The organism is Streptomyces sp. NEAU-YJ-81, assembly GCF_017592595.1.
Lineage (GTDB): Bacteria > Actinomycetota > Actinomycetes > Streptomycetales > Streptomycetaceae > Streptomyces > Streptomyces hygroscopicus_B.
Genome location: NZ_JAGFNO010000036.1, coordinates 28,905 through 52,637, shown reverse-complemented (window position 1 = coordinate 52,637; position 23,733 = coordinate 28,905). Strand labels below are relative to the sequence as shown.

At 68.7% G+C, this 23,733-nt stretch carries 18 protein-coding genes and 2 pseudogenes; 16 read left to right on the top strand and 4 right to left on the bottom strand.

Going from position 1 to position 23,733, the window contains the following annotated elements:
* Positions 1–65 precede the first annotated feature (65 nt).
* The 8 genes from J5X86_RS43265 to J5X86_RS43230 are packed head-to-tail and all read left to right on the top strand — an operon-like array spanning position 66 to position 6,035.
* A complete protein-coding gene (locus J5X86_RS43265) occupies positions 66–686 on the top strand; it encodes an SAF domain-containing protein (RefSeq protein WP_308124897.1) in 621 nt (206 codons plus the stop codon).
* Positions 686–1,528 carry a hypothetical protein gene (locus J5X86_RS43260; protein ID WP_208522103.1) on the top strand — a complete coding sequence of 281 codons (843 nt, stop codon included), beginning with the start codon at positions 686–688 and terminating at the stop codon, positions 1,526–1,528. The genes J5X86_RS43265 and J5X86_RS43260 overlap by 1 nt, the downstream gene beginning before the upstream one ends.
* A gap of 4 nt (positions 1,529–1,532) precedes the next feature.
* Positions 1,533–3,047 carry a CpaF family protein gene (locus J5X86_RS43255; protein WP_243982972.1) on the top strand — a complete coding sequence of 505 codons (1,515 nt, stop codon included), beginning with the start codon at positions 1,533–1,535 and terminating at the stop codon, positions 3,045–3,047.
* Positions 3,044–3,967 carry a type II secretion system F family protein gene (locus J5X86_RS43250; protein WP_208522101.1) on the top strand — a complete coding sequence of 308 codons (924 nt, stop codon included), beginning with the start codon at positions 3,044–3,046 and terminating at the stop codon, positions 3,965–3,967. Before J5X86_RS43255 ends, J5X86_RS43250 begins: the two co-directional genes overlap by 4 nt.
* Complete coding sequence (locus J5X86_RS43245) at positions 3,964–4,851, top strand: type II secretion system F family protein (protein ID WP_208522100.1); 888 nt, start codon at positions 3,964–3,966, stop codon at positions 4,849–4,851. The genes J5X86_RS43250 and J5X86_RS43245 overlap by 4 nt, the downstream gene beginning before the upstream one ends.
* Before the next feature lie 50 nt (positions 4,852–4,901).
* Complete coding sequence (locus J5X86_RS43240) at positions 4,902–5,108, top strand: hypothetical protein (protein ID WP_208522099.1); 207 nt, start codon at positions 4,902–4,904, stop codon at positions 5,106–5,108.
* Positions 5,108–5,536, top strand: coding sequence for a TadE family protein (locus J5X86_RS43235; protein ID WP_208522098.1), 429 nt, complete (start codon positions 5,108–5,110; stop codon positions 5,534–5,536). Before J5X86_RS43240 ends, J5X86_RS43235 begins: the two co-directional genes overlap by 1 nt.
* Before the next feature lie 22 nt (positions 5,537–5,558).
* A complete protein-coding gene (locus J5X86_RS43230) occupies positions 5,559–6,035 on the top strand; it encodes a TadE/TadG family type IV pilus assembly protein (RefSeq protein ID WP_308124896.1) in 477 nt (158 codons plus the stop codon).
* A gap of 20 nt (positions 6,036–6,055) precedes the next feature.
* Here J5X86_RS43230 and J5X86_RS43225 read toward each other — a convergent pair whose 3' ends face one another.
* Complete coding sequence (locus J5X86_RS43225) at positions 6,056–6,391, bottom strand: hypothetical protein (protein ID WP_208522097.1); 336 nt, start codon at positions 6,389–6,391, stop codon at positions 6,056–6,058.
* A gap of 134 nt (positions 6,392–6,525) precedes the next feature.
* On the opposite strand from J5X86_RS43225, the gene J5X86_RS43220 reads away from it, so the two are divergent.
* From J5X86_RS43220 to J5X86_RS43205, 4 genes and pseudogenes are all read left to right on the top strand, one after another.
* A complete protein-coding gene (locus J5X86_RS43220) occupies positions 6,526–6,990 on the top strand; it encodes a pilus assembly protein TadG-related protein (protein WP_208522096.1) in 465 nt (154 codons plus the stop codon).
* Positions 6,990–10,280, top strand: coding sequence for a LysM peptidoglycan-binding domain-containing protein (locus J5X86_RS43215; RefSeq protein WP_208522095.1), 3,291 nt, complete (start codon positions 6,990–6,992; stop codon positions 10,278–10,280). Before J5X86_RS43220 ends, J5X86_RS43215 begins: the two co-directional genes overlap by 1 nt.
* Before the next feature lie 116 nt (positions 10,281–10,396).
* A pseudogene (locus J5X86_RS43210) lies at positions 10,397–11,680 on the top strand (DUF2637 domain-containing protein); the annotation flags it as partial.
* Positions 11,681–12,640: 960 nt separating this feature from the next.
* Positions 12,641–13,081, top strand: coding sequence for a hypothetical protein (locus J5X86_RS43205; protein WP_208522094.1), 441 nt, complete (start codon positions 12,641–12,643; stop codon positions 13,079–13,081).
* A 613-nt stretch (positions 13,082–13,694) separates the two neighbouring features.
* Here J5X86_RS43205 and J5X86_RS43200 read toward each other — a convergent pair.
* Positions 13,695–14,006: a hypothetical protein gene (locus tag J5X86_RS43200; protein WP_208522093.1), complete on the bottom strand. Its 312-nt coding sequence runs from the start codon at positions 14,004–14,006 to the stop codon at positions 13,695–13,697.
* Between the two features lie 12 nt (positions 14,007–14,018).
* On the opposite strand from J5X86_RS43200, the gene J5X86_RS43195 reads away from it, so the two are divergent.
* The gene (locus J5X86_RS43195) at positions 14,019–14,915 is read left to right on the top strand and encodes a hypothetical protein (protein ID WP_208522092.1); all 897 of its coding nucleotides are present in this window, start codon (positions 14,019–14,021) and stop codon (positions 14,913–14,915) included.
* 106 nt (positions 14,916–15,021) lie between these two features.
* Here the strand turns inward: J5X86_RS43195 and J5X86_RS43190 are convergent, their stop codons facing one another.
* Entirely contained in the window at positions 15,022–15,987 is a 966-nt protein-coding gene (locus J5X86_RS43190) for a YafY family protein (RefSeq protein WP_208522091.1), read from the bottom strand.
* Between the two features lie 96 nt (positions 15,988–16,083).
* On the opposite strand from J5X86_RS43190, the gene J5X86_RS43185 reads away from it, so the two are divergent.
* Both J5X86_RS43185 and J5X86_RS43180 read left to right on the top strand, forming a co-directional pair.
* Complete coding sequence (locus tag J5X86_RS43185; RefSeq protein ID WP_208522090.1) at positions 16,084–16,449, top strand: VOC family protein; 366 nt, start codon at positions 16,084–16,086, stop codon at positions 16,447–16,449.
* Positions 16,450–16,536: 87 nt separating this feature from the next.
* A pseudogene (locus tag J5X86_RS43180) lies at positions 16,537–17,517 on the top strand (IS481 family transposase); the annotation flags it as partial.
* A 437-nt stretch (positions 17,518–17,954) separates the two neighbouring features.
* Here J5X86_RS43180 and J5X86_RS43175 read toward each other — a convergent pair.
* A complete protein-coding gene (locus J5X86_RS43175) occupies positions 17,955–20,384 on the bottom strand; it encodes a tetratricopeptide repeat protein (RefSeq protein ID WP_208522089.1) in 2,430 nt (809 codons plus the stop codon).
* Positions 20,385–20,607: 223 nt separating this feature from the next.
* On the opposite strand from J5X86_RS43175, the gene J5X86_RS43170 reads away from it, so the two are divergent.
* Entirely contained in the window at positions 20,608–23,658 is a 3,051-nt protein-coding gene (locus tag J5X86_RS43170) for a tetratricopeptide repeat protein (RefSeq protein ID WP_208522088.1), read from the top strand.
* Positions 23,659–23,733: the final 75 nt, after the last annotated feature.

Genomic DNA, 23,733 nt, shown 5'->3' with positions numbered 1-23,733 from the left:
CGGTGAGCAAGACCAAGGACCGTAGTGCTCAAAGCGCCGGGGCACCGGCGCAGCCAAGGGGACCGGTGGCCCCTCCGCGGGTATCGGCTCGGCGCAGAAGACCAGGTCTGATCGCCCTGGCCGTGCTGCTGATCACGGGCGGTGGCGCGGGTGGTGCGCTGCTGCTGATGGAGAGCGGGCAGCGCACCGAGGTGGTGACCGTGGTCCGGCATGTCCCGGTGGGCCAGGTGGTCACGGACCGGGATCTGGGCGAGGCGTCGGTCGCGCTGGACCCGGTCCTCAAGGCGGTGAAGGCCGTCGACCGGGGCGATGTGGTGGGCAAGCGGGCCGCTGTGGAGCTGACGCCGGGGTCCCTGCTGTCCCATGGACAGGTGACGGGGAGCTCCCTGGTGAAGGCCGGTGAGCAGGTGGTGCCGGTGGGGCTGAAGCCCGAGCAGGTGCCCGCCAGCGCCCTCGCACCGGGCCAGCGGGTGCAGATCGTCCGGGTGCCGGGCGAGGACCAGGAGACGAGCAGGACGCAGGCCGAGCCCATCCCGGCGCACGTGGTGAAGGTCGGTGACCCCACGCCCGGCACCGGGTCGGTCGTGGTCGACGTCGCCGCGGCGAAGGCCGAGGCGCCACTGCTGGCGTCGTGGGCGTCCACCGGGAACATCCGGCTGCTGATCGATGCCCAAGGTGGTTCCTGATGCCGGTGATCGCGTTGGCGGGGAGTGCCGGCTCGCCCGGAGTGACGACGACGGCGCTGGCCCTGCTGCTGTCATGGCCGCTGGAGCCGGGCCGCCGGGTGGTGCTGGCCGAGTGTGATCCCGACGGTGGAAGCGTGCTGTATGGGCTGTTACAGGGCTCGCTCGGCGACCGGTACGGGCTGAAGAACCTGTCGGTGGCCGCCCGCAAGGGCGAGTTGCCCGAGGCGTTCTGGCGGCAACTGGTCGATATGACCGAGAACGCGCAGGCGGCGCAGACGACGGGGGATCGTCTGGTGCTGCCGGGGATCACCGATCCCGCGCAGGCAGCGGCGCTGGCACCGGCCTGGGAGCAGCTAGCCGATCTCCTCTCAGGGATCGAGCGGCATGCGCAGTATCCGCATGACGTGCTCATCGACCTGGGCCGCAATGGGGCGTTCGGCCCGTCCGGAGTGCTGGCCCAGCGGGCGGATCTGCTGGTGATGGTGGCGCGCTCCACGATGCGCTCGATCCAGTCGGTGCAGATGCGGATCGAGGCGTTGCAGGAACGGGTCGGCGAGCTCGGGCTGCTGCTGGTGGATGAAGGCCCGTACACAGCGGGAGAGGTGCAACGGCTGTTGCGGACACCGGTCTTGGCAACCCTGCCCTACCGTCCGTCGCCGGCTCGGGTCCTGTCGGACGGGGCGGAGCAGCCGTCCCGCTTCGCGCGGAACGAGCTGATGCGGGCGGTGCAGGGAGCGACGACGCCGTTGCGGCAGCGGGCCGCGCTACGGCGTGCCCGGCTGACGCCGCGCGGCGGCCCGGCGACCGGTGGAGGGGAGGTGAGGGCCGGTGGTGCGTGGTAGGCCCTTGCATCCTGACCCGAGTGTGCGGGTGCCGCGGCCGTGGAACCCGGCCGCCGACGAGACCGGCCCGGTGGGCTCCCCGCGGAGCCGGGGCGCCTCCGTGGATGGCGCGATTCAGCACCAGGTGCTGGGTGAGCCAGTGCCGAGCGTGGTGGTGGGCCGTCAGGCCGTCGCCGTGGTCAAGGACCGCGTCGCCCGGCAGGTGACCGCGTTCCGCAAGGCCACGCCTTCGGTGAGCGTGGCCAGTGTCGAGCAGCGGGCCCGGGGCTGGATCAACGAGGCGGTGGCGGAGTGGTCGGATGCCGCCGCGGCCGAGCGGGGAGTGAGTCCCACACCGGCGGAGGACGCGGCGCTCGCCCGCGCGGTGTTCGATGAGCTGTTCCGAGCAGGCCGCCTCCAGCAGCACCTAGACAACCCGCAGGTGGAGAACATTTTCATCAACGGGCATGACGAGGTGTGGCTGGACCTGGCCGGGGGACGCCGGGAGCGGGTCGAGCCGGTGGCCGACTCTCCGGAGGAACTCCTGGAGTTGTTGCGGCGGCTGGCCAGCGCCGACGGCGGGCAGAGCGAGCGCACCCTGACCACGGCCAGCCCGATGCTGGCACTGCGGCTGGCGGACGGATCGCGGCTGGAAGCCGTTACCGAGGTGAGCGCGCGGAACTATGTGACCATCCGCCGACACCGGGTGCAGGACGCGGACCTGGGGGACATGGTGCGTCTGGGCATGGTCAGCCCCACCTTGGCGGCCTTCTTGTCGGCATGCGTGAAGGCGGAGAAGAACGTGCTGATCGCAGGCCCGCAAGAGGCAGGGAAGACGTCACTGATGCGGGCGATGCTCAAGGAGATCGACCCGGACGAGCGGTTCGGGACCATCGAGACCGAGTTCGAGCTGTTCGCCCACGACAGCGGATTCCACCGGCAGGTCGTGGCGATGGAGGCCCGCGAGTCCAACGGAGAACGCGGCCCGGACGGGCGGCCAATCGGCGAGATCACGCTGATGGACCTGATGTACCGGGCGCTGCGGATGTCGCTGTCGCGGATCGTGGTCGGCGAGGTCCGCGGCCCGGAGATCGTGGCCATGCTCCAGGCGATGACCAACGGGAAGGGCGGGAATCTGTGCACCCTGCACGCCTCTCAGCCTGGGGTGGTCTTCGACCGGATCGCGGAGCTGTATCTGCTGGCGCAGGGCAACATGTCCGAGCAACTGGCGTACCGGCAGGCCGCCAACGGGCTCGACTTCATCGTTTTCGTGCGGATCGTGAACGAGACGAAGATCGGCGGACAGCGGCACCGGTTCGCCACCCACGTCCTGGAGGTCGCCGGGACTGGTGAGTTCGGCCGCCCGGCCACCAACGCGATCTTCACGCCGGGTGAGGAGTTCGGGGAAGTCCGCGCGGTCCCCCGGATGCACCCGTCCTGCATCAATGACTTGCGCCGCGTGGGCTTCCAGGACCACCTGCTGAACCCGGGGTACGACAGCTGGGCCGGGCAGCCGCTGACGCTGAAGGTGGCGACATGAGCGCGCTGATCATGGTGGTGTGCGGGATGGCCGTCGTCAGCGGCCTGGTGGCCCTGATCGCCGGACTGGCCGGCACCACCGAGCCCCACCGTCCGGGCCTGGTGGCCCGGTGGCGGGCCAGGAAGTCGGGCCAGCCGGACCCCGTTGAGCAGCGGATGCGGCGCCAGGCCCTGCTGGGAGCCGGGATCACGCTCGGCCTGGCCGTGTGGCTGGTGACCGGTGTTTTCATGGCCGGGGTCCTGACGGGGCTCGCCGTCGTCGGGGTGCCCTGGCTGCTGTCCCCCACCACGTCTTCCGCAGCCGGCATTGTCCGGCTGGAGGCGCTGAGCCATTGGGCGCGCCAGTTGGCGGACGGTCTGCGGGTCGGCCGGGGGTTGCAGCAGGCCCTGATCGCGAGCAGACGGGGTGCCCCGGCCGTGCTGGAGGAGCCGGTCGCGGCTCTGGCGGACCGGCTGCAGCTCGGCTGGGCTCCCGAGGACGCGCTGCGGGAATTCGCTGACGAGCTGGGCGATGTCACGGCGGACAAGCTGGTGGCCGCGCTCATCTTGTCGATCTCCGACCGCGGCCCGGGGCTGGCGCAGTCGCTGGAAGATCTGGCCGAGACCGTCCGTGAGGAAGTCGGCAAGCGCCGTAAGAGCGAGGCGGACCGGGCCAAGCCACGGCAGACGGTGCGCTGGATGACCTTCATCACCCTTGGCCTGATCGGCATGGGCTTCCTGGTGACCAGCTACACCGCCCCGTACGGCACGCTGCTCGGTGAGCTGGTCCTGGCCGCGGTGACCGCGGGGTTCATCGCCGTGCTGACGTGGATGCGGTCGCTGGCCGAGTACCGTCCCATCCCCCGCTTCCTCGTCCCCGATCCGCGCAGCCGTGTCCGCAGCATGTCCGAACCGGCTGCCACCGCGCTGGAGGTGTCATGAGCAACACGACGTTGGCTGTCGTGGCCGGATGCACCGTGGGCGCGGGCCTGGCCGTGCTGGTGCGGGAACTGCTGCGCCCGCAGCCGGCGCTGGCCGCAGCCCTGCAGCGCACACCCGCAGGGATCGCCGGGCCGGGCGAGGCGCCGGCGGACCGGGACGAGGTGTGGGGGCGCTGGCTTGTCGACCGCCTCGGCGGCCTGCCCGGCGTGCGGATACCGGCCAAGAACCTCAGCCTGCTCCGGCAGACCCCCGAGCGGTTCGTGCTGACCAAGGTCGCCCTGGCCGCTCTGGGACTGCTGACCCCCGCGCTGGCCACGGCCCCGTGGCTGCTGCTCGGCGTCGGCGTGCCGTTCTATGTGCCGGCCATGGCCGGTCTGGCGGTCGGCGCTCTCCTGTGGATCGTGCCGGACCTGTCGGTACGCGACCAGGCCAAGCGGGCGAGGGAGGAGTTCGCCCACGCGCTCACCGCCTACTTGGACCTGGTGGCACTCAAGCGCTCCGGTGGCTCCGGCCCGACCGAGGCCATGGAACGCGCGGCCACCGTGGGACAGGGGTGGCCGTTCCAGCTCCTGCAGCAGGCTCTGCTGCGGGCACGGGTCGACCGGATCCCCCCATGGGAGGCCCTGGAGGAACTCCACCGTGACCTCGATCTTCCCGTGCTGGAGGACATCGCCGAGATCATGCGCCGCTCGGCCCATGATGGGGCCGCCGTCTACGCCAGCTTGCGGGCCCGCGCCCAGAGTCTGCGCACCGAGCTCCTGGAGGCGCAGGCGGCCGAGGCCAACGCGGACAGCGAGAAGATGACGGCCCCCGGTGCTCTGCTGGCGGTGCTGGTCATGCTGCTGATCGCGTTCCCGGCCGTCATCCGCATCCTCGCGTCCTGACCACCACGCACAACTGACCACGCATATCACCAAAGAGGGGAACCCTGTTCATGCGTTATCTCGCTGTGAAGACCGCGGTCGTACTGGCCGCCGCCTGGGGCAAGGGGCTCACGGAGGCCCGGCGCCGCCCGGACCGGGGGGATATCAGCATCACCACGGTCATCATCTGGGTGGCTGCCATCGGCGGCGCCATCGCGATCGCCGGAACCATCGCCGCGGTGGTGGCGAAGTACAACGGGAAACTCTCGGGCATCTGATGGCGGCCACCACCTCGAGCGTGTGGCGGAAGTGGAGAGGCCGCCTGGCCGGCGACCGGGGCGACGCGAGCGTGCAGACGGCCATCGTCTTCCCGTTCGTCATCGTGCTCACGATCGCGGTCGTGCAGGCGAGCATGTGGTACTACGCCCGCCAGATCGCCCTGGCCGCCGCGCGGGACGGGGTCACCGCCGGCCGCACCTACCAGGCCGGGACCAGCGACGCGGCGGCCCGTGCCCGCCAGGTGCTGGACCGCACGGCCGGAGACAGCCTCCGCGCGGCCACGGTGTCGACGGCCGGGAGCACGGGCGAGCGGGTCCGCGTCCAGGTTCACGGCACGGCCCCGTCGCTGCTGCCGTTCGTATCCGGCCTGTCGGTCACCCAGTCCGCGTCCGGGCCCGTGGAACGCTTCACCACACCGGGAGACTGAGTTGGGTACCTTCCGGGCTCGTGTGGCCGATGACCGGGGCAGTGAGGCGGTTCAGGCCGCCATCGTCACCCCGCTGCTGATCATGTTTGTGTGTCTGGCGCTCGGCGGAGGCCGCCTGGTCCTGTCGGGCTCGAAGATCGACGCCGCGGCCGAGGACGCCGCCCGCGAGGCTTCCCTGGCGCGGTCGGCCGCCACCGCACGGCAGGCGGCCACCGCGGCGGCCGAGGAGTCCCTGACCGACCAGGGCATCGCCTGCGCGAGCACCAGCGTGTCGGTGGACACCAGCGGACTCAACGCGCCGCTGGGGCAGGCCGGTTCGGTCACCGTGACCGTGCGGTGCACGGTCGATCTCACCGACCTGATGCTGCCCGCCCCCGGCTCCCGCACGCTGTCCTCGACCTTCACCTCGGTCGTCGACCAGTACCGGCAAAGAGCTCTCGGGTCAGCATCTTCTGAAGTGCCGTGGAGTATGAACCGAAGTGTGGGTGCCGAGCGGTGAGTGCGCGAGGGGACTTGGGTTCACGCTTCGTGCGTCGAGCGTGCTCGAGCTCCTGCTTGGCAGGCTGCTCGTGCCGTGAGCCAGGCGGTCTCAAACTCTTCGGCGGTGAGGTCCTGCGGCTCGTGTGCTTCCCACTCGTGGACGGGAACCTCCGCCGTGCCGCCGAACGTCGCTTCGTATTCTCCAAGGGTTCCGGCCTGCTGGGCGGCTTCCCATTCGGCCAACGAGGCTGCGGCGATGGGCTCCTGGAGCGGTCCTTGGAGCTCAATCTGGCGAGCGACCCAGCCGTCGGCGGCGACCTCGAAGTAGAACCAGATGTCTTCCTCGGCCCAGTAGCTGCGGATCCAGCGCGTCATGGCGTCATTGTCCGTGATGGCACGCGGTCGTGCCGACTGCGCCGTGGAGTCCCCTTTTGGCCAGCACCACAGCGCGACCTGCGACGGCAGCCGCTACCGAACCTATGGCTTTTCCGACACGCGAAGGAGCGTAGATGCGCCCGAACTTGAGCCTCGCCGCGTTCTGCCGTGCCCGCCGCCTCGCGGGAGACCGGGGCGGCGTCGCGGTCTACGTAGCCATCTGCGTCCTGCCGCTACTGGCCATCATCGGCATCGCCGTCGACGGCGGCGGCAAAGCCCGGGCGGTGGAACGCGCCGACGCCCTGGCCACCGAGGCGGCCCGGGCCGGCGGTCAGGCGATCGACCCTTCCCAGGCCATCCCCGGACGCGCCATCGTCGCCGACCCGCAGGCCGCCCAGGCCGCGGCCCGCTCCTACCTGCGCGCCACCGGCACCCGCGGCAGCGTCGCCGTCTCCCCAGACGGCAAGACGCTGACCGTGACCACCCACACCGCCTATGCCACCCGGTTCCTGGCCGTGGCCGGGGTCAGCTCCCTTGAGGTGACCGGCCGCGGGCAGGCCACCCTCCTCTACGGCGTCGATGCTCCGGAAGGCCCGTGATGCCCACTCCCCCACTGCCGACGACGCCTCGCCGAGCACTCCTGCGCGGCCTGGCCAGCCTCCTTGCCCTGACCGCTACCGTCGCCGGGCTTCCGGTCCTGCTGGCGCAGGTCACCACCGCGCTGTGGGACCGAGGACACGACGACCTGGCCCACCTGCTGGACCGCCAGGACACCGGTGGCGCTTTCCTCCTGGCCCTGATCGCCATCGCCTGGATCGCCTGGGCCCACTTCGCATACTGCGTGCTCGCCGAGATCCCCGCCCAGCTCCGCGGCCGCCCCTCCCGACGTGGCCGCCGCCTCAACTTCAGCCGGCACGCCGCCGCTACCCTGATCAGCAGCATCCTCGTCCTGCTGCCCACCGGCACCGCGCTGGCCACCCCTGCCACCGCGGCCGTGGCCCCCACCGCCGAGGCCATCCCCGGCGCCACGACGGCGACCGACCACCACCAGGCCCCGGCCCCCGCAGCGGACCGCGGCAACCAGCAGCGCACCTACACCGTGCGCGACACGCGTCCGGCCGAGAGTCTGTGGAGCATCGCGGAGACCGAGCTCGGCGACGGCGAGCGGTGGACGCAGATCGCCGCCCTCAACCAGGACCGCACCATGGCCGACGGCGCCCGCTTCGACGCCAACGCCTTCCTCCAGCCCGGCTGGACGCTCCTCCTCCCGGACACCAGCAGCGCTGACGATCCGGCCGACTCGCAGCACGCCCCGTCCCGCTCGGTGACCGTCGCGCCCGGCGACACGCTCTCCGCGATCGCGGAGACCGCCCTCGGAGATCCGGCACGCTACGGCGAGATCTTCGACCTGAACCAGGACCACCCCGGGCCGGACGGCCGCGCCTTCACCGACCCGGACCAGATCTACCCCGGACAACGCCTCGCCCTGCCCCCGCACGAGGGCGGCCGTGCCCCGCGGCCGGATGATCCGCAGCGCCCCTCCGGCGGCCACGCCGACGACAAGGACAGCACCGAGCCGTCTGGTTCCCCCTCCGGGCCGGACCAGCCGACCCGCGGCCCGGAGGCCAACTCCCGCCCGCAGGCCCCACCGCAGCACCACGACCGCGGGGACAGTGGCAAGGAGTCGACGCGACCGGCCAGCCCGGCGCCGACCCAGCAGCATCCCGACACACCGCACCAGCCCGCGCCCGGGCCGGACACGTCATCGCACGGCATCCAGGTCCGCGCCATCGCCGGTATCGGTGCGCTGCTGGCCGCCGTCCTGGTCGGCGGCATCGGCATCCTGCGCCTGATCCAGCAGCGCCGCCGCAAACCGGGCCAGACCATCGCCATGCCGGACGACTCCAGCCGCCTGGAGCAGGCCCTGACCGCCAGCGCCACCCCCGCCAGCGCGGAACTGCTCGACACCGCGCTGCGCACACTGGCCCACCACGCCACCCAGGCAGGCGACGCGCTTCCCACCGTGCGCGGCGCGCGGGTCACCGCGCGGACCGTCGAGCTCCTCCCCGACGAACCGCGGGAGGCCATGAAGCCGTTCACCGTCGGGACCGGCGGCTGGTGGACCCTGGATGAGCAGGCCGATCTGCTGGAGCCGGACCAGGCCCGGAAGACCCCAGCCCCCTACCCGGGACTGGCGACCCTCGGCACCGGGGACGACGGCAGCCTGTACCTGGCCAACCTCCCCCACCTCCGTACGCTTCTGGTCGACGGCGAGCAGGCCCAGGTGGATGCGGTGTGCACCGCGCTCGCGCTGGAGACCGGAATGAGCCCGTGGGCCGACCAGGCCGACATCCTCCTGATCGGCCTCGGCCACCAGCTCCCCCGCCTGCTGCCCACCAGCCGCATCCGGCACCTCCCCCACGCCGCCGCGGCCATCCGCGACCTGGGCGAGCGGCTCCTGGAGGCCCACCAGGACCCTGAACTCGGCGCCCAGCTGCCGTGGATGCTGATCTGCGCCGCCCGCATCAACCAGGACGAGGCATGGCAGCTCGCCGACGCCCTGGACAAGGCCCGTGGCCTGAAAGTCGCGGCCGTCCTCCCAGCCGACGGCATCGGCCCGCTCTTCCCCGACGCCGTACGCCTCGACACGCGCTCGGATGGAGCCCAGGAGGTGGATGTCCTCGGCTCGCGGCTGCGGCTGCAGTCCGTATCCGCCGACGCCTACGAGCAGCTGCTGGAGACCCTGTCGGTCGCCGAGCAACCAGCGCGCCCCGCGACCGGGGTGTGGGAAAAGGTGCCGCCCGAGCCGACCGCTTCCGACCCGCTCCCCTCGCCCGGGGAAGGCCCCGCCCTTGAGGAAAAGGAGGGTCCTGGTGACGAGCAGTCGCCGGACACGCCGTTCCCTGCTCTGATCGGAGCCGCCAGCGACCCGGCCGGACTACGCCTCCTCTCCCCCGCCCTCCCCTCCCAGGACCCCCAGGAGCACGACGGCGACGACACCCCGGACACGACCGCCACGGGTTCTGGTGACCAGGGCGGCCAGGCCCCCGCGAACCCCGAGGGCTCGACCGGCACGGGCTCCACCGAGGACTCCAGCGGGGATGGTGAGCCGGAGACACCCGCGGCACGTGATCTGCATGCACCGGAAATCCGGGTCCTGGGCCCCCTTGAGGTGACCGGCGTCGGCGCGTCCGGCCACGGCCCCAAACTCACCGAGCTCGCCGTACTGCTCTACTTCCGCCCCCACCGCGACGCCGCCGGGATCTGCGAAGCCATGGACCCGATGAACCCGTGGTCCCCCAGGACCCTCAACTCGCGCATGTACGGGCTGCGCAACAAGCTCGGCACCGACCCCGACGGCAACCCGTATGTGCCCCGCCGGACCCGCGGCTCCGACGGCTACCGCATCTCCCCCGCCGTGCGCTGCGACTGGACCCGTTTCCAGCAGCTCGCCGAGCGGGGCCTGACCGCAGAGTCCACCGCCCCCGCCGTGCGCTGCCTGGAACAGGCTCTCGGCCTCGTCCGTGGCCGGCCCTTCGGCGGCCGGGACCTGCCCTGGGCCGCCCCACTGCAACAAGAGATGATCAGCCGCATCGTCGACATCGCCCACACCCTGGCTACCTACCGCTCCGACCCCGCCGGCGGACAGTTCAACCTCGACGCCGCCCGCCGCGCCATCGCCATCGGCATCGACGTGGAGCCGACCGCAGAACTGCTCTACCGCGACTGGATGCGCATCGAGCACGCCGCGGGCAACAGAGGCGGGCTCCACACCGCCATTACCACACTCCAGCAGGCCAACCGCGCCCTCGACCTCGACCTCGAGCCGGAGACCGAGCACCTGATCAGCCTCCTCCTCACCAACACACCCACCACCGACGCGATCTAGGAGGAGCTCTCAGGAAGATGCGCAGGCGGCGGGCTTCGTCTCAGACAGATCCAAGCCCCCCGCTACCCGTCGGCACACGCTTCGGGTGACAGGGCCGATGAAGAAAGGGCAGAAGGGTGACCGCAAGGAAGGAAACGACGCCAGGGATATCCAGCCGGACCCACCACGTCCTGGCCGGAGTGGTCGTCACCGGAGCGGTAGTGATCGCCGGCATCGGCTTCGCCGGCTCCTACGCCGCGGTGCGCGATCTCGCCCTCGACAAGGGCTTCGGCACGTTCTCCAACGTCTTCCCCATCGGCATCGACGCGGGGATCGTGGTCCTGCTCGCGCTGGACCTGCTGCTCACCTGGATCCGGATCCCCTTCCCGCTGCTGCGCCAGACCGCGTGGCTGCTGACCGCGGCCACCATCGCCTTCAACGGCGCGGCCGCCTGGCCGGACCCGATCGGCGTCGGCATGCACGCCGTGATCCCGATCCTCTTCGTCGTCTCCGTCGAGGCCGCCCGGCACGCGGTCGGCCGAATCGCCGACATCACCGCCGACCGGCACATGGAGTCGGTCCGCATCACCCGCTGGCTGCTCGCGCCGGCGCCCACCTTCCGGCTGTGGCGCCGGATGAAGCTGTGGGAACTGCGCAGCTACGACGAGGTCATCAGACTGGAGCAGGACCGGCTGGTCTACCAGACCCGGCTGCGCGCCCGCTACGGACGCTCCTGGCGCCGCAAGGCGCCCGTGGAGTCCCTGATCCCACTGCGGCTGGCGCGGTACGGGGTGCCACTGACCGACACCGCCCCCGCAGGACTCACCGCCGCCGGGCTGAAGCCATCCATGCTGCCAGCAGCCGCGCCTTTCCCGGCCACGAAGGACACGGCGAACGAAATGGCAGACAGGGTGGGGCTGAAGAGCGCCTCCCCGAAGGGGCAGCCGGACGCGTATGGCAGCCCGGGGGCCACGCCCGGAATCAACGGCACCGGACCTGCCGCCCACCCTGCGCCCGTCCCGCAACAGGCACCGTCGGCCTCGCAACAGGACCAGCAGGCCCCGGACCAGGCGGTGCAGCCCGAACACCAGCAGCCTCAGCCGACGGTGCCGACGGGGGCCGGCGGCCGGGTGCTGCCGCCCGGTGGTGAGGGTGTGGAAGACCAGCGGGGCGTATACATACCGGAGCAGCACGAGCCCGAAAGGCACGTGTATGAGGAGCGGTCGGGGCAGCCGCTGAGCCAGTTACCGGACGACATGCCACGCGAGGAGGTCTACTACGCCATCTTCCGTCAGTTCCTCGCCGACCACAGCCACTACCCGTCGGCGTACCAGTTCGGCCAGCAGCTGCGTGAGACCTACGGCGTGACCGACCTCAGCAACAGCCAACTGACCACATACATCGAAGACTTCAAAGAGCGCCTGCCAGTCGGCGCCAGCCGCTCTCGGAGCGATTGGCACGGCATGAACGGCCACGACCACCGCATGGCCGTACCGGAACAACGGCGGGCACCCGAGACGGGCCACGAGAAGCAGCCGAACCTGTGGAATCCGGCGTCGCCAAAGAATCCAGCCCTCGATGAAACGCCCCTCGGGCACCACACGAACGACGGCGCTGCCTCCCCTCCCCCGGCCGACACAAGCACCCCTCTCCCAGGGCCGCCCCCGGGCGACGAGGACACGACGGCCAGGCCGGAACCGGAGCCGGACAGGTCTGAGTCCGAAGAGGAGACCACCGAGCAACCCCCCGCCGTGGAGACCGTGGCCGACCGCTACTACGCCGCCTGGATCGCCTACCGCGACCAGGAAGGTGTCCCGCCCAACGGCGAACAGCTCTCCCGGTGGCTCTTCGACCAGGGTGTGACGGGCAGGAGCGGCCAAGCGGTCAGCCCCAGCACCCTGCGACGCTACATCGCCTCATACCCCTGCTACGAGACCTGGGCTAAGCACACCGACAACCACGGCCGAGAACCGGCCCCGGAAGAGCTTGTGAAGTTACTGGCCGACCACGGCATCATGCGCAACAACGGCGGCACACCGTGGGAACTCACGGATCTGGAGCGTCTTCTACCCGACTTCCGCAGACGGCGTCGGCTGCGCTCCTCCGGCTGATCGGTGCCGTTGTCCAGCTCCCTCTCGCACCAGGCGAGGCCGGATGCGAGATGCAGAAGATCAGTCCGACGCGGAGATCCTTCTCGCGACCCCCTTTCACTCGGAGGTGCTATGACCGACCAGATGGGGCGAGATGACGCCCGGCGTACAGAGAAAGACCCTCAGGCTCCCACTCACCCAGACCCCTGGCGTGGCGCTGCACAGCACAAGCAGCACCAAACTCAGGCAGACACAGACCCGCCTGCGCAGCCCGACCGGTACCCGGCGAGCGTGAGCGCACTGCGCATCGACCCCGATGCCACCTCCTCACGCCTCAACCTCCCGACAGATTCGACTGCGCAGCACGACGTCCTCCGCAGCCTGATCGCAGGCAGCACGGACCGGGCCGTCTACCACCGGCAAGCACTCCTGCACCTCCACAGCAACGGAGCCGGGATACGGCTACCGGTGAATCCGGCGGCCTGGGCACTCGCCTGCACCTGGCGCGGACTGAACCTGCCCTACCTCCTCTACGGACCCGTCATCGTCACCGGACCAGACACCAGCGGCGCCATCGAGGACCTCAACGACAGACTGCTGACCGAAGCCGAGAAAGTCGCCGACAAGGCGCTGGAGTTGCGCTTGGAGTGGTCTGCTCGGCCCCCAGTATCCGAGCCCGCCGCCCAGAATGAACTACTCGCCTACGCGCGACGAGCATTACGCCCCTCATAAACGATTCCGGGACCGCGACCCGGCCGACGCCGAAGAACACGCTGAAGTAGCCGCAGCGGGCCGAGCCACACACAAATGGACCTCGCGTTCACCAGCGCCTCCACGGCACTTTTCCAGCGGGCCGGGGAACGGACACCAGCGCGGCGGGGAGAATCTGTCCTCCCGTATGCGCAATCTCGAAGAGAGCAACAAAGACCTGGACGAACTCGTGCTAAGGCACGCGGTACGCCAGGTGATCATCTCCGACAACGGCATGTGAGCTGCGACCGCCAACAGGCCGCTCAGCGGCATGCCATATCGGCAGCAAGGTTTCTGCAAGGCCCATGCAAGCAATCTGGCGGGCAGGTGCGGCAACCCTCCCTCTAGAGGTAGTCGACACTCAGGGGGATGTCGTGTTTGCAATGCGCAGGCGTTCAAGGCCTGCATCGGACGGCCGAAGCCAGTGGATATCTACGCGAGGGCGCGGGGGCGAGTTGGCTCTCCTGTCCGCGGTGGCGCGTGTGCACCGCCTGGCTAACGCCCCGTCCCGTCTATCTGGGGACATCACGTCCACCCATGGTGTGGGCGGTGGTCTGTGATGTCAGGGGCTTTATGGCTGAATGGCCCTGTTGGGTTAGGCGCGCACAGCCGAGTGCTCCGTACGGGGTGCCGAACCGTTCTGGTGGTCGTGCCGTTTATGGTTGCCGGTATTCGGCTGATGGACGTTCTCGCGTTGTTGGAAGCGGATCACCGCGTTTGTGTGATGTTCACCGTCGCACCCGCGTCGAATGGCGCGGTGCGCCATGGCGCGGAAGAGTTCGTGCGGGCGCAGGGGGGCTTTCTTCTCCCGTGACAGCAGGCCGTTCAGTGTGAGTTCGATCTGGTGCTGGCTGCCAGTGAGGCCGCAGTGGAGCAACTGCACGGGAAGGTAATGCTGCTGCCGCATGGAGCCGGTGTGATGCCGTCCCGGCTGCGTGCACGAAGTGCCGGTTCGCAGGCGCTTCCGACGCACGGTCTGGATCGCGGAACACTGATGCATCGTGGACGGCTGCTGCCGACCGTGCTGTCACTCACTCATGACGATGAGCTCGCGGTGCTGCATGAGTCGTGTCCTGAGGCGGTACCGGCGGCGGTGGTGACGGGTGACGTGTGCTTCGACCGGTTGGTGGCAAGTGTGCCGCTGCGGGAGCACTATCGGCGGGCGTTGGACGTGCGTGCGGGCCAGAGGCTGGTGGTGGTGACGTCGACTTGGCAGCCGGAGTCTGCCTGGGGAAGTCATCCGGATCTGCTGGACCGGCTGCTGGGCGAGTTGCCGCCGGAGAAGTATCGGGTGGCGGCGGTTTTGCATCCCAACATCTGGGGGGTTCACGGAGCCTGGCAGGTGCGGGCGTGGTTGGTGGACTGTCTGCGTGCGGGTTTGTTGTTGTTACCGCCGCAGGAGGGGTGGCGGGCCGCATTGGTTGCCGCTGACGTGGTCATCGGGGATCACGGGTCGGTGACCAGTTACGGGGCGGCGATCGGTGCTCCGGTGGTGCTGGCGCCTCCGGTGCAGGAGTGTTTTCTACGCCTGGGCAGTCTGGCGGAGACGGTGGGCCGCAAAGCTGTTCGTCTGCGGCTGGACAGGCCGCTTCCAGGACAGCTGCGTGCGGCCATGCAGAGGCGCTCCCGAATCCAGCAGAGGTATATAGCCGGGATGATCACCTCCCGGCCGGGGCAGGCCGCACAGATTCTGCGGCGCACGATGTACCGCTTGCTGGGTCTGCCCGAGCCGGACCGGACGCTCACCATCACCCCGGTACCGCTTCCCACTCTCATAGGCCGCGTTGAGCGCATCGACTTTGCGGAGGAGGCATGAATGACATGCAGTGCCAACACGCGCTCATCGCTGATCTGATGGTCCACCGTGTCGCTAGGTGTACTGACCGGAGACGTTGATTGAGAGCAGGGGTTCTGATCGGCAATCAGGCTGCGGGGGTTGAGTGTCTGTCAGCCAGGTCCCTGGCGAGCTGACTGATGCGTGTGCGGGCCGCCTCTGGGGCGAGCACCTCGATGTGGTCGCCGAACTGGAGGAGCTGACGCACCGACTCGATCTCGGGGTAGCGCACGATGACGACGCGCGAGCCGTTTTCCGGGTCGGAGACATGGTGGATGCGGGTGCCGAGGATGCGTCGCGCCAGATCGAGGCCATTTTCCGGCAGGCGGATGGTCACGCTCACACGATCTTGCCCCTCGGTGCGTTTCTTCAACGCGGCCCATCTGGTGCGGAGGCTTTCGTCTGGTTGGAGTACGGCTGGCGCGTCGAGTTGTTCGAAGGTCGAAAGTCGTTCCAGAGCGAGCAGCCGGCTGTCCCCCTGGTCATCGGCGACGAGATACCAGCGACCTGATTTCGCCACGATCCCGTACGGGTCAACCACCCGTGTCGAGGCCTGGCTCTCGGCGCTGCGCCGGTACTGGATTCGAAGGCGTCGACGGTGTCGCAGGGCCGAGGCCAGATCCGATACATCGACCGCTGCCTCGGGGGCAGCAAACCACGCGGCGCTGTCGACAAGCACCAGGTCCGCCAGCCGCAGCGGGCTCGGCGACTCAGGTGCTGCAGCCTGGCGAGCGGCGATCTTGCGCTCCGCCGACTCCCACACCGCAGACAGGCCCATTCGCTCACGTTGTGCGCTGTCCAAGCCAGCTACGGAGAGGGCCTCCAGCTCTGGTGGTTCCAGATGGGATGCGTTGAGCCGTGCGCTGGGGAGCAGGACGATCCCGCCGTTACGCCCGCGTTCGGCATAGACGGGCACACCCGCTGTCGAGAGCGCCTCGACATCCCGCAGCACAGTACGCCGGGACACCTCAAGACGCGCGGCGAGCTCCGTCGTAGTGAGCCGCTGACGGGTCTGCAGGAGCAACAGGAGATGCAAGAGCCTTGAAGCCTTCATGCTGACCCATGTTCTCAGAAAAGATGACAGGTTCTGTCGCGATGGGGCGATCCACTGGGTGCTGTACCGAGTAATCGACGAGTTGAGGAGCGCTCCATGCCCACACCGAACCTGTTCCTGATCGGCGTCCGCGACGCCGAGGCCGCCACCGCCTTCTACAGTGACCTGTTCGAGATCGAACCGACCTTCACCAGTCCCCACTACGTAGCTTTCGAAGCTGCCCCCGGTGTCCTGTTCGCGCTGTGGACGGGCTACAGCGAGCACGCGGTCCCGAGCACCCCTCGTACGACCGAGATCGGACTCATGGTGCCGGGGCCATCGGAGGCGATCGACGAGATCTTCACGAGTTGGGCCTCGAAGGGAGTCCACGTCGTGCAGGAGCCGCACGATGCTGTCTTCGGCCGCACGTTCGTGATCACAGACCCCGACGGCAACCTCATCCGAGTCTCCCCAGTCGACTGAGCCGCACAATCCCTACCCACATGTCTCCAAGCTGAAGGGCCGGCCACACACCATGGTCGGCCCTTCAGCCTGTCCAGGAGCTCAGAAATGTCCCATACGAACGCGGCCCTCACACCGCGCCACCGTCTGAAAGTCGCTCGACTCGTCGCTGACGACGGCTGGCCCATCAGCGAAGTCGCGGCCCGATTCCAGGTGTCCTGGCCGACCGTGAAGCGCTGGCTCGACCGCTACCTCGCAGGCGAGTCCATGCAGGACCGATCCTCACGACCGCGGAGCTCGCCGGCCAAGACACCCAAGACCGTGCCGAAGAGGTGCGTCAGCCTACGACTACGTCTGCGGGAAGGGCCGGTCCAGCTCGCTGCGAGACTCAACATCGCCCCGTCGACAGTGCACCGGATCCTGCGATCGGCCCGCCTGAACCGACTCGCCTACGTCGACCGCGCGTCCGGCGAGCCCGTCCGCCGGTATGAGCACGACCATCCGGGATCGCTGGTGCACGTGGACGTGAAGAAGCTCGGGAACATCCCCGACGGCGGCGGCTGGCGCTACGTCGGTCGCCTCCAAGGCGAAAAACACCGCTCCGCGACTCCTGACAAGTCACGCAACGCCTACGGCGGCCCGAAGCTCGGATACGCATTTGTGCACACCGTCATCGATGACCACTCTCGCGTCGCATACACCGAGGTCCACGATGACGAGACGTCCATGACCGCAGTCAGCGTGCTGCACAGCGCGGTGGAGTGGTTCGCCGCGCGCGGCGTCACCATCGAGAGGGTGCTCTCGGACAACGGAGGTGCCTATCGGTCAAACCTGTGGCGGGACACGTGCGACGCGCTGTCGATCACGCCGAAGTTCACGCGCCCTTACCGTCCGCAGACCAACGGGAAGGTCGAGCGCTTCCACCGCACCATGGCCGACGGCTGGGCCTACGCCCGCTGCTACACCAGCGAGCAAGAACGACGAGACGCACTGTCCGGCTGGCTCCACCAGTACAACCATCACCGTCCGCACACCGCGTGTGGCAGTCAGCCGCCGTTCACACGATTGACTAACGTCCCCGGTCAGTACAGCGGGGCTTGGAGGTCAGCCGCTGCCGACAGCACAGCCGGGGTGACGCGGGTGTCGGTGTGTGGGTCTGGAGCGCGGGCATGGAGTCGCGGCATGAGTGCCCGTGCATGGTCGCTGACCGGTTTCTGGTGGTCACCGAAGGAGCTGCGCCACGGTGGAGGCAGATTGCCGATGTGGTGACCGGCTTCCCCCGGGCGACGGCCGGTTGCGCTGTGGCGGTAGCCGAGGCCCGGTTGGCCGGCGCTCCCGGATGCGCTCTTGTCACGGTGCCGGCGCACGGGTTCGGGACGGTGTTCCGCACCCGCACGGAACGGGTCCTCGTCCACCACGAGCCCGAGCGGGTGCCGGTGTGCGGGGTGTGCATGCATCCTTGGCTGGCTGTCGGGTACCGGCTCGCTCAGCTCGTGGAACCTCTCCGGCTCGCTGTCCGGACTCCGTCACGGGGGTGAGTGGCCAAAGCCGTCGTCGAGCTGTGCTTGGACCCTGTTGAGCGCGTGGTTGATGCGGTCCAGATTCGGCACACCGGCCTCCAGGTAGAAAGCCCGTGATTGTCTAAGACGGTCGCGGGCGGTCACCAGGTCCTGCAGTTCTTCGGCGGTTTCACCCCACACCATCAGGGCTTGAGCCCGGTACTGGCTGGAGCCGGATTCGGCGAGAGTCGACCAGGCTTCCTGCGCCATCACAACCGCTTCCCTGGGGCGGCCGGCGCGGGTGAGTGCGTCCGCGAGCCAGACCGTGGTCATTGCCTTGACAAGGTTGTCAGGCAGCGACGCGGCCAGGTTGCGGCCCTGGGTGAGTTGGTCGATCGCTTCCTCGATCCTCCCTGCGGCGCACAGGGCCTGGCCGAGCCTGCGCCGGCCGAGGGCTTCTGACCGCACCCGGCCAGCCCTGTAGTCGAGTGCGATCGCTTGTTGCTGTGCCTCGATAGCCTCGTCGAAGCGACCCTGGGACCGGTATGCCATCCCTACCAGCCCAAGGGCTTCTGCCTGAGCCAGTTCGTGTCCTGCTTCGCACGCCGCCGTGAGCGAGGCGAAGCCCTGCTGGAGAGCCTCCTCGGCCCGGCTGAGGTTGTGGAAGGCGAAACCCAGGTGATGGTGCATGCGGGATCGGGCGGCGCGGTCGGCGCAGCGGGTCGTGGCATCAATGCCGAGTTGATAGGCGGCCATCCAGTCCGGGAAGTGCTTGCGGTGGAGAAACATCGACCACATGGCCTCGGCCAGCTGCCATACCAGGGTGTCGCACCCGCGTTCGTAGCCGGCTCGCATCACCGCCATCAGGTTCGGCAGTTCTCTCTCCAGCGCATCGAGCGCCTCGCGGCGCGTTGCAAAGGCGGACGACCTGTGCTGGAGCGGATGGGTCGGACCCAAGTGCCAGTCCAGTGGCGTCACGAGCCGGTCGGCGGCTGCGGTGAAGGAGAGGTAGAACTCCAGGAGCCGATGGATGACCTCGCCGCGGTCGCTGCTGCTGTCCTCGGCCTCGGCGCGCTGCCGGGCGTGCAGGCGGATCAGGTCGTGAAAGCGGTACCGGTCGTCTTCGCCGGTCTCCAGGATGCTCGCATCGACGAGGCCTTCCATCAGCGCGGCGGTGTCGTCGACCGGCAAGTGCACCGCTGCGGCCGCCGCTTCGAGGGAGATGTCCGGACCCGGGTGAAGGCCCAGCAGTCTGTAGACGCGGGCCGCGTTGGGTGGCAGCCCGTCGTAGGAGAGGTCGAAGACGCTCATGACCGTTGCTTCCTCCACCGACAGCGCCTTCAGCCTGCGCTGTTCGTCCGACAGCTCCCGTACGACTCGGGCGATGGGCCATTCAGGACGCATCACCAGGCGGGCGCCTGCGATAGATAGCGCGATGGGCAGTCCTGCGCATAAGTACACCAGGCCCGCTGCCGCGTCCGCTTCTGCTGCGACCCGTTGTTCCCCGATGGTTCGCCTCAGCAGTTCTCTGCCTGCTTTCCCGCGCATGGGGGCCAGGGGGAGATAGGTGGCGCCGTCCATGGTCAGGCCGCCCAGGCGCCACCGGCTGGTCACCACCACCGTGCTCAACGGTGCGGAAGGCAGCAAGGCTCTCACCTGGGCGGCGGAGACAGCGTTGTCCATCAGGATGGCGATGCGCCGGCCGGCGGTGGTGGAGCGGAACAGACCGGCAGCCTCGTCGGCCTCGGCCGGTATCTGCTGCCCGGGGATGCCCATAGCCCGCAGGAATCCCCCCAGGATCGCGCCGGTCAGCACCGGTTCCCCAAAGGAGTCTGCTGCCAGGTCGGCGTACAGCTGACCGTCGGGATACTGGTCCGCCACCTCGTGCAGCCAGCGCAACGCCAGCGCGGTCTTCCCCACTCCGCCCGGGCCGCAGATTACCGCCAGTGCCGGTGCTCCCGTCTTCTGCCGGGATCCGGCGATGCCGTGCAAGGTGCTCAGTTCCACACGGCGGTTGGTGAAATGTGCGGGGACGGAGCGCAGTTGGCGGGGCACCACTTGCGCGGGAGGTGAGGCGGCATGGCCGGTGTGGTGGAAGTGCACGCCTCCGTGGATCGCGCCGGTCTGGAGGGTCGGGCCGTGCAGGTGGGCGGATCCGCCGATGCTGTTGTGCGTCGCCCCCGACGGTGATCGGTGATGTTGCAGCCAGATCTCCAAGTCGGTTTGCCACGCGGGGTCGGTAGCCGCGTACCGAGCCAGGGAGCTCGACAGTTGCAGGAGCAGGGGGAGGGGGTCTTCGGCGCGGGAGGCTTCCTCCCACTGCCGGACGAGCGTCCCGCGAGGATCGGACCGTGCACGCACGAGGGTATGCAGGGCTTGTCCGGCTGGTGAACTGTGCAGAGGCCTGCTGGAAATCATGGCCGATAACAGCTCCGTGGCGAACTCTGTTTCCCTCATGCGTCTCCCCCTTGACCTGGCCTACCCATCATGCCGGTCAGGCTGCACGCAGCGGGGTTCACATACAGCCACTCCCCGGTCACTGCTTTCCCTGCGGGTGAAGCCCCGCTCAGCCGTTCACCGTCAGGGCAATTTCGGACCTCCCCTTATCTAGTCATGGTCATGACCATCACTCCGTGTCATTCTCACATGGGAGAAGTGCGCTATCAGCGGGAGGTCGCTGGTGGACCTTCGCATACAGCTGCTGGGCGCAGTCGGATTGCGAGCAGGAGAAGATCACAGCCCGCCTGGAACGCCCAAGGAGGGACTGACCCTTGCCGCGTTGGCGTGGGACGCCGACCGGGCAGTGAGCATGGACACGCTCGTCCACCGGGTCTGGGACGAGCACCCGCCGGCCAAACCACGTGAAGCCCTGTATGCGCACATCTCCCGCATCCGCAAAGCGCTGTCCGCGCTCGCCGGTCCACATGCCCCCGCCGTGATCAGTCGCACGCACACCTACAGGCTTCAGGTGGACCCGGACACCGTGGACCTGCGCCGCTATCTCACCCTTCTCGATCAGGGCCGCTGGCTGGCCGACAGCGGCAACAATCGTGAAGCGCTGGAGGCGTTACAGGAAGCCGTTCGATTATGGGGCGGGGAGCCTCTGGCCGGATTGCCCGGCGCCTGGGCCGCTCACCTGCGCAGCCTCGTCGAGGAAAGGAATCTGGCCACCGCGCTGCTACGCGCCGACATCGCGCTGAGGCTCGAAGACTACGCTGAAGCCGTCGCCGGCCTGCAGCCCCTTGCTGAGCGAAACCTGACAGATGAAGCCCTCATCGGGCGGCTTGCCCTCGCGCTCCACGGAAGCGGCCGAACCGATGCTGCGGCACGCTTACTGCAACGCACACGGCTTCACCTGCTGCGGGAGTCAGGCACAGACCCGGGCAAGGAGTTCGCGTACATCCACCGCGGCATCCTGGCCCGCACACCGGTCGCCGCATTGCTGCCCCGCACAACCGCTTCCCACGGCAGCACCCTCGCGCCCGCCCCCGACACCCTTCCCCCCGACGTGCCCTGGGTAGGGCGGCAAGCTGAAGTGGACCAGCTGATCGGCGCATTGACCGGCGCGGCAGGGACGGGCACGGGGCCGGTGACCGCAGCTGCGGTCACCGGAATGCCCGGCTCCGGAAAGACCGCTCTGGCTATTCATGCCGCACATCAGATGCGCGATCACTTCCCCGATGGACGACTGTTCGTAGACTTACGCGGCCACGCCCCCTTCCAGCCTCCCCTGACCTCTGCCGAGGCGCTCGGAGAACTCCTACGCCTCCTCAGCACGCCTTCAGCCACGCTCCCCCAAGACCTCCCCGGACTGGTCGCGCTGTGGCGCACCACAGCCCGCAGCCGCCGCTTCATAGCCCTCCTGGACGATGCCGCCGACGCCGAGCAGATCACCCCCATACTGCCCGGTGACTCCGCCGCAGCGATCATCGTCACCAGCCGCCAGCAACTGACAAGTCTCCCTGGTGCCCGCCATGTCGCACTGGGCGCGCTGACCCGTGCGGATTCCGTCGCGCTACTCCAACGCATACTGGGTGAAGAGCGAGTCCCCAGCACGGCGGAAGCAGCCACACTGGCCCGACTATGCGGAGACCTCCCCCTCGCTCTGGCCATCACCACCAGACGCCTACTCGCCCGCCCTTCCTGGAGCATTTCCGACCTCGTGGGGCGCTTCACCCTCGCGAGCGGACGGCTGCCTGAACTCCGAGACACTCATTACGCGATGGCACAAGCGTTCGACATCTCCTACCGTACGCTCACCCCTGCACAACAAAAGGTCTTCCGCCGCATCGGCCTGCACATTGGCACCGAGTTCAGCCCCGAAGCCACCGCAGCGCTTACCAACCTTCCTCTCAGAGAGACGGAGCGTGTCTTAGAGGATTTCCTCTCCGCCAATTTGGTCTCGGAGCCGGCTCCGCATCGCTACCGGCTCCATGACCTCCTGCGCGAATACGCCTCCACCCTGGCCGGGGGCGATGCGCAGGCCGACAACCAGTACGCTCTTCAGCGTCTCCTCGACCACTATCTGCACAGCGCCGACCAGGCAGACCGCCGCGCCTACCCTCACCGTCTGCGCATCTCCCTGCCCGTTCCCCCTATCGCACCAGCACGGCATGCGGCCGACCCTCACCAGTGGTTCACCACCGAGGGGCCGAACCTCCTGGCCGCCTTGGAGTACACCCGCACCCACGGCTCACCGCACCAACTCGCCCTGCTCGCCCACACACTGGCAGGTTTTCTGGGCAGCGAGGGCTATCTGCGTACAGCAGCTCCAATCCTGAGAGCAACGGTTGCCCACTGGCAGAACACAAGCGATCAACAGGCCCACGGCCGGGCTCTGATCGACCTCAGCGGTATCTGCGCCAACGTCGGCAGCTACCAAGAGGCGATCCACAGCGCCCAAAAAGCCCTGGAGCTGGCCCGCAAAGCGCACGACGAAGACCTCGAAGCCGAAGCCCTCCACCAGCTGTCCATCTCCTACTGGCACACCGCCCAGCACACGGAGGCATTTCACCAACAGCAGCGCGCACTGCACATCCGGTTACAAAAAACCGACCGGCTTCAGCAGGGCAGGAGCTTCAATCTTCTGGGCATGCTCAGCCTCCGTCTCGAGCGGCACAAGGACGCACTCAAATACTTCCTCGAGGGCCTGACCCGATTCCGTGACGTCGCCGACCGGCGAGGGCAATTCATCGCGCTCAACAACCTCGCTGAGCTGTACAAGGAAGCAGGCAGTCTGGATAACGCCATCAGCGCCTACCGGCAATCGATCAAGATTGCACAAACCCTGGGCAGCACGGCCCAGCACGCCATGCTCCAGATGAACCTGGCGGACACCCTGCGCGCACACGGCAGGCCGCAAGAAGCCCTTGAGTTATACAACAGTGCCCTGCCCGTGCTATGCAGCATCGGCGACCGCCGCAGCGAGGCCATCGCCCGCAACGGCCTCGGCCGCGCCCTCCACGCCACCGGCCACAGCGAACAAGCCCTCCCCCACCACACCGCCGCACTCACCATAGCCCGCACGATCCACGCAACCCTCGAGGAATGCCAGGCCCTGCGGGCGCTAGGCGAAGCCGAGCACGCCACCGGACGACTCGCCCAGGCCCGCGCCCACCTGACAGCCAGCCTCGCCCTCAGCCAGCAGCTCAACGCCCCGTCCGAAGAAGCCCAAACCCTCGCGGCACTGGCCGGCACACGACAAGGACACAGCCTCTCCGACGGAACGTAAGACCCCGCACGGGACGCCAGCCACCGCCACCGAACATCCTGGTCAGGATGCCCATGAGGCAAGAGAGGTAGTTGA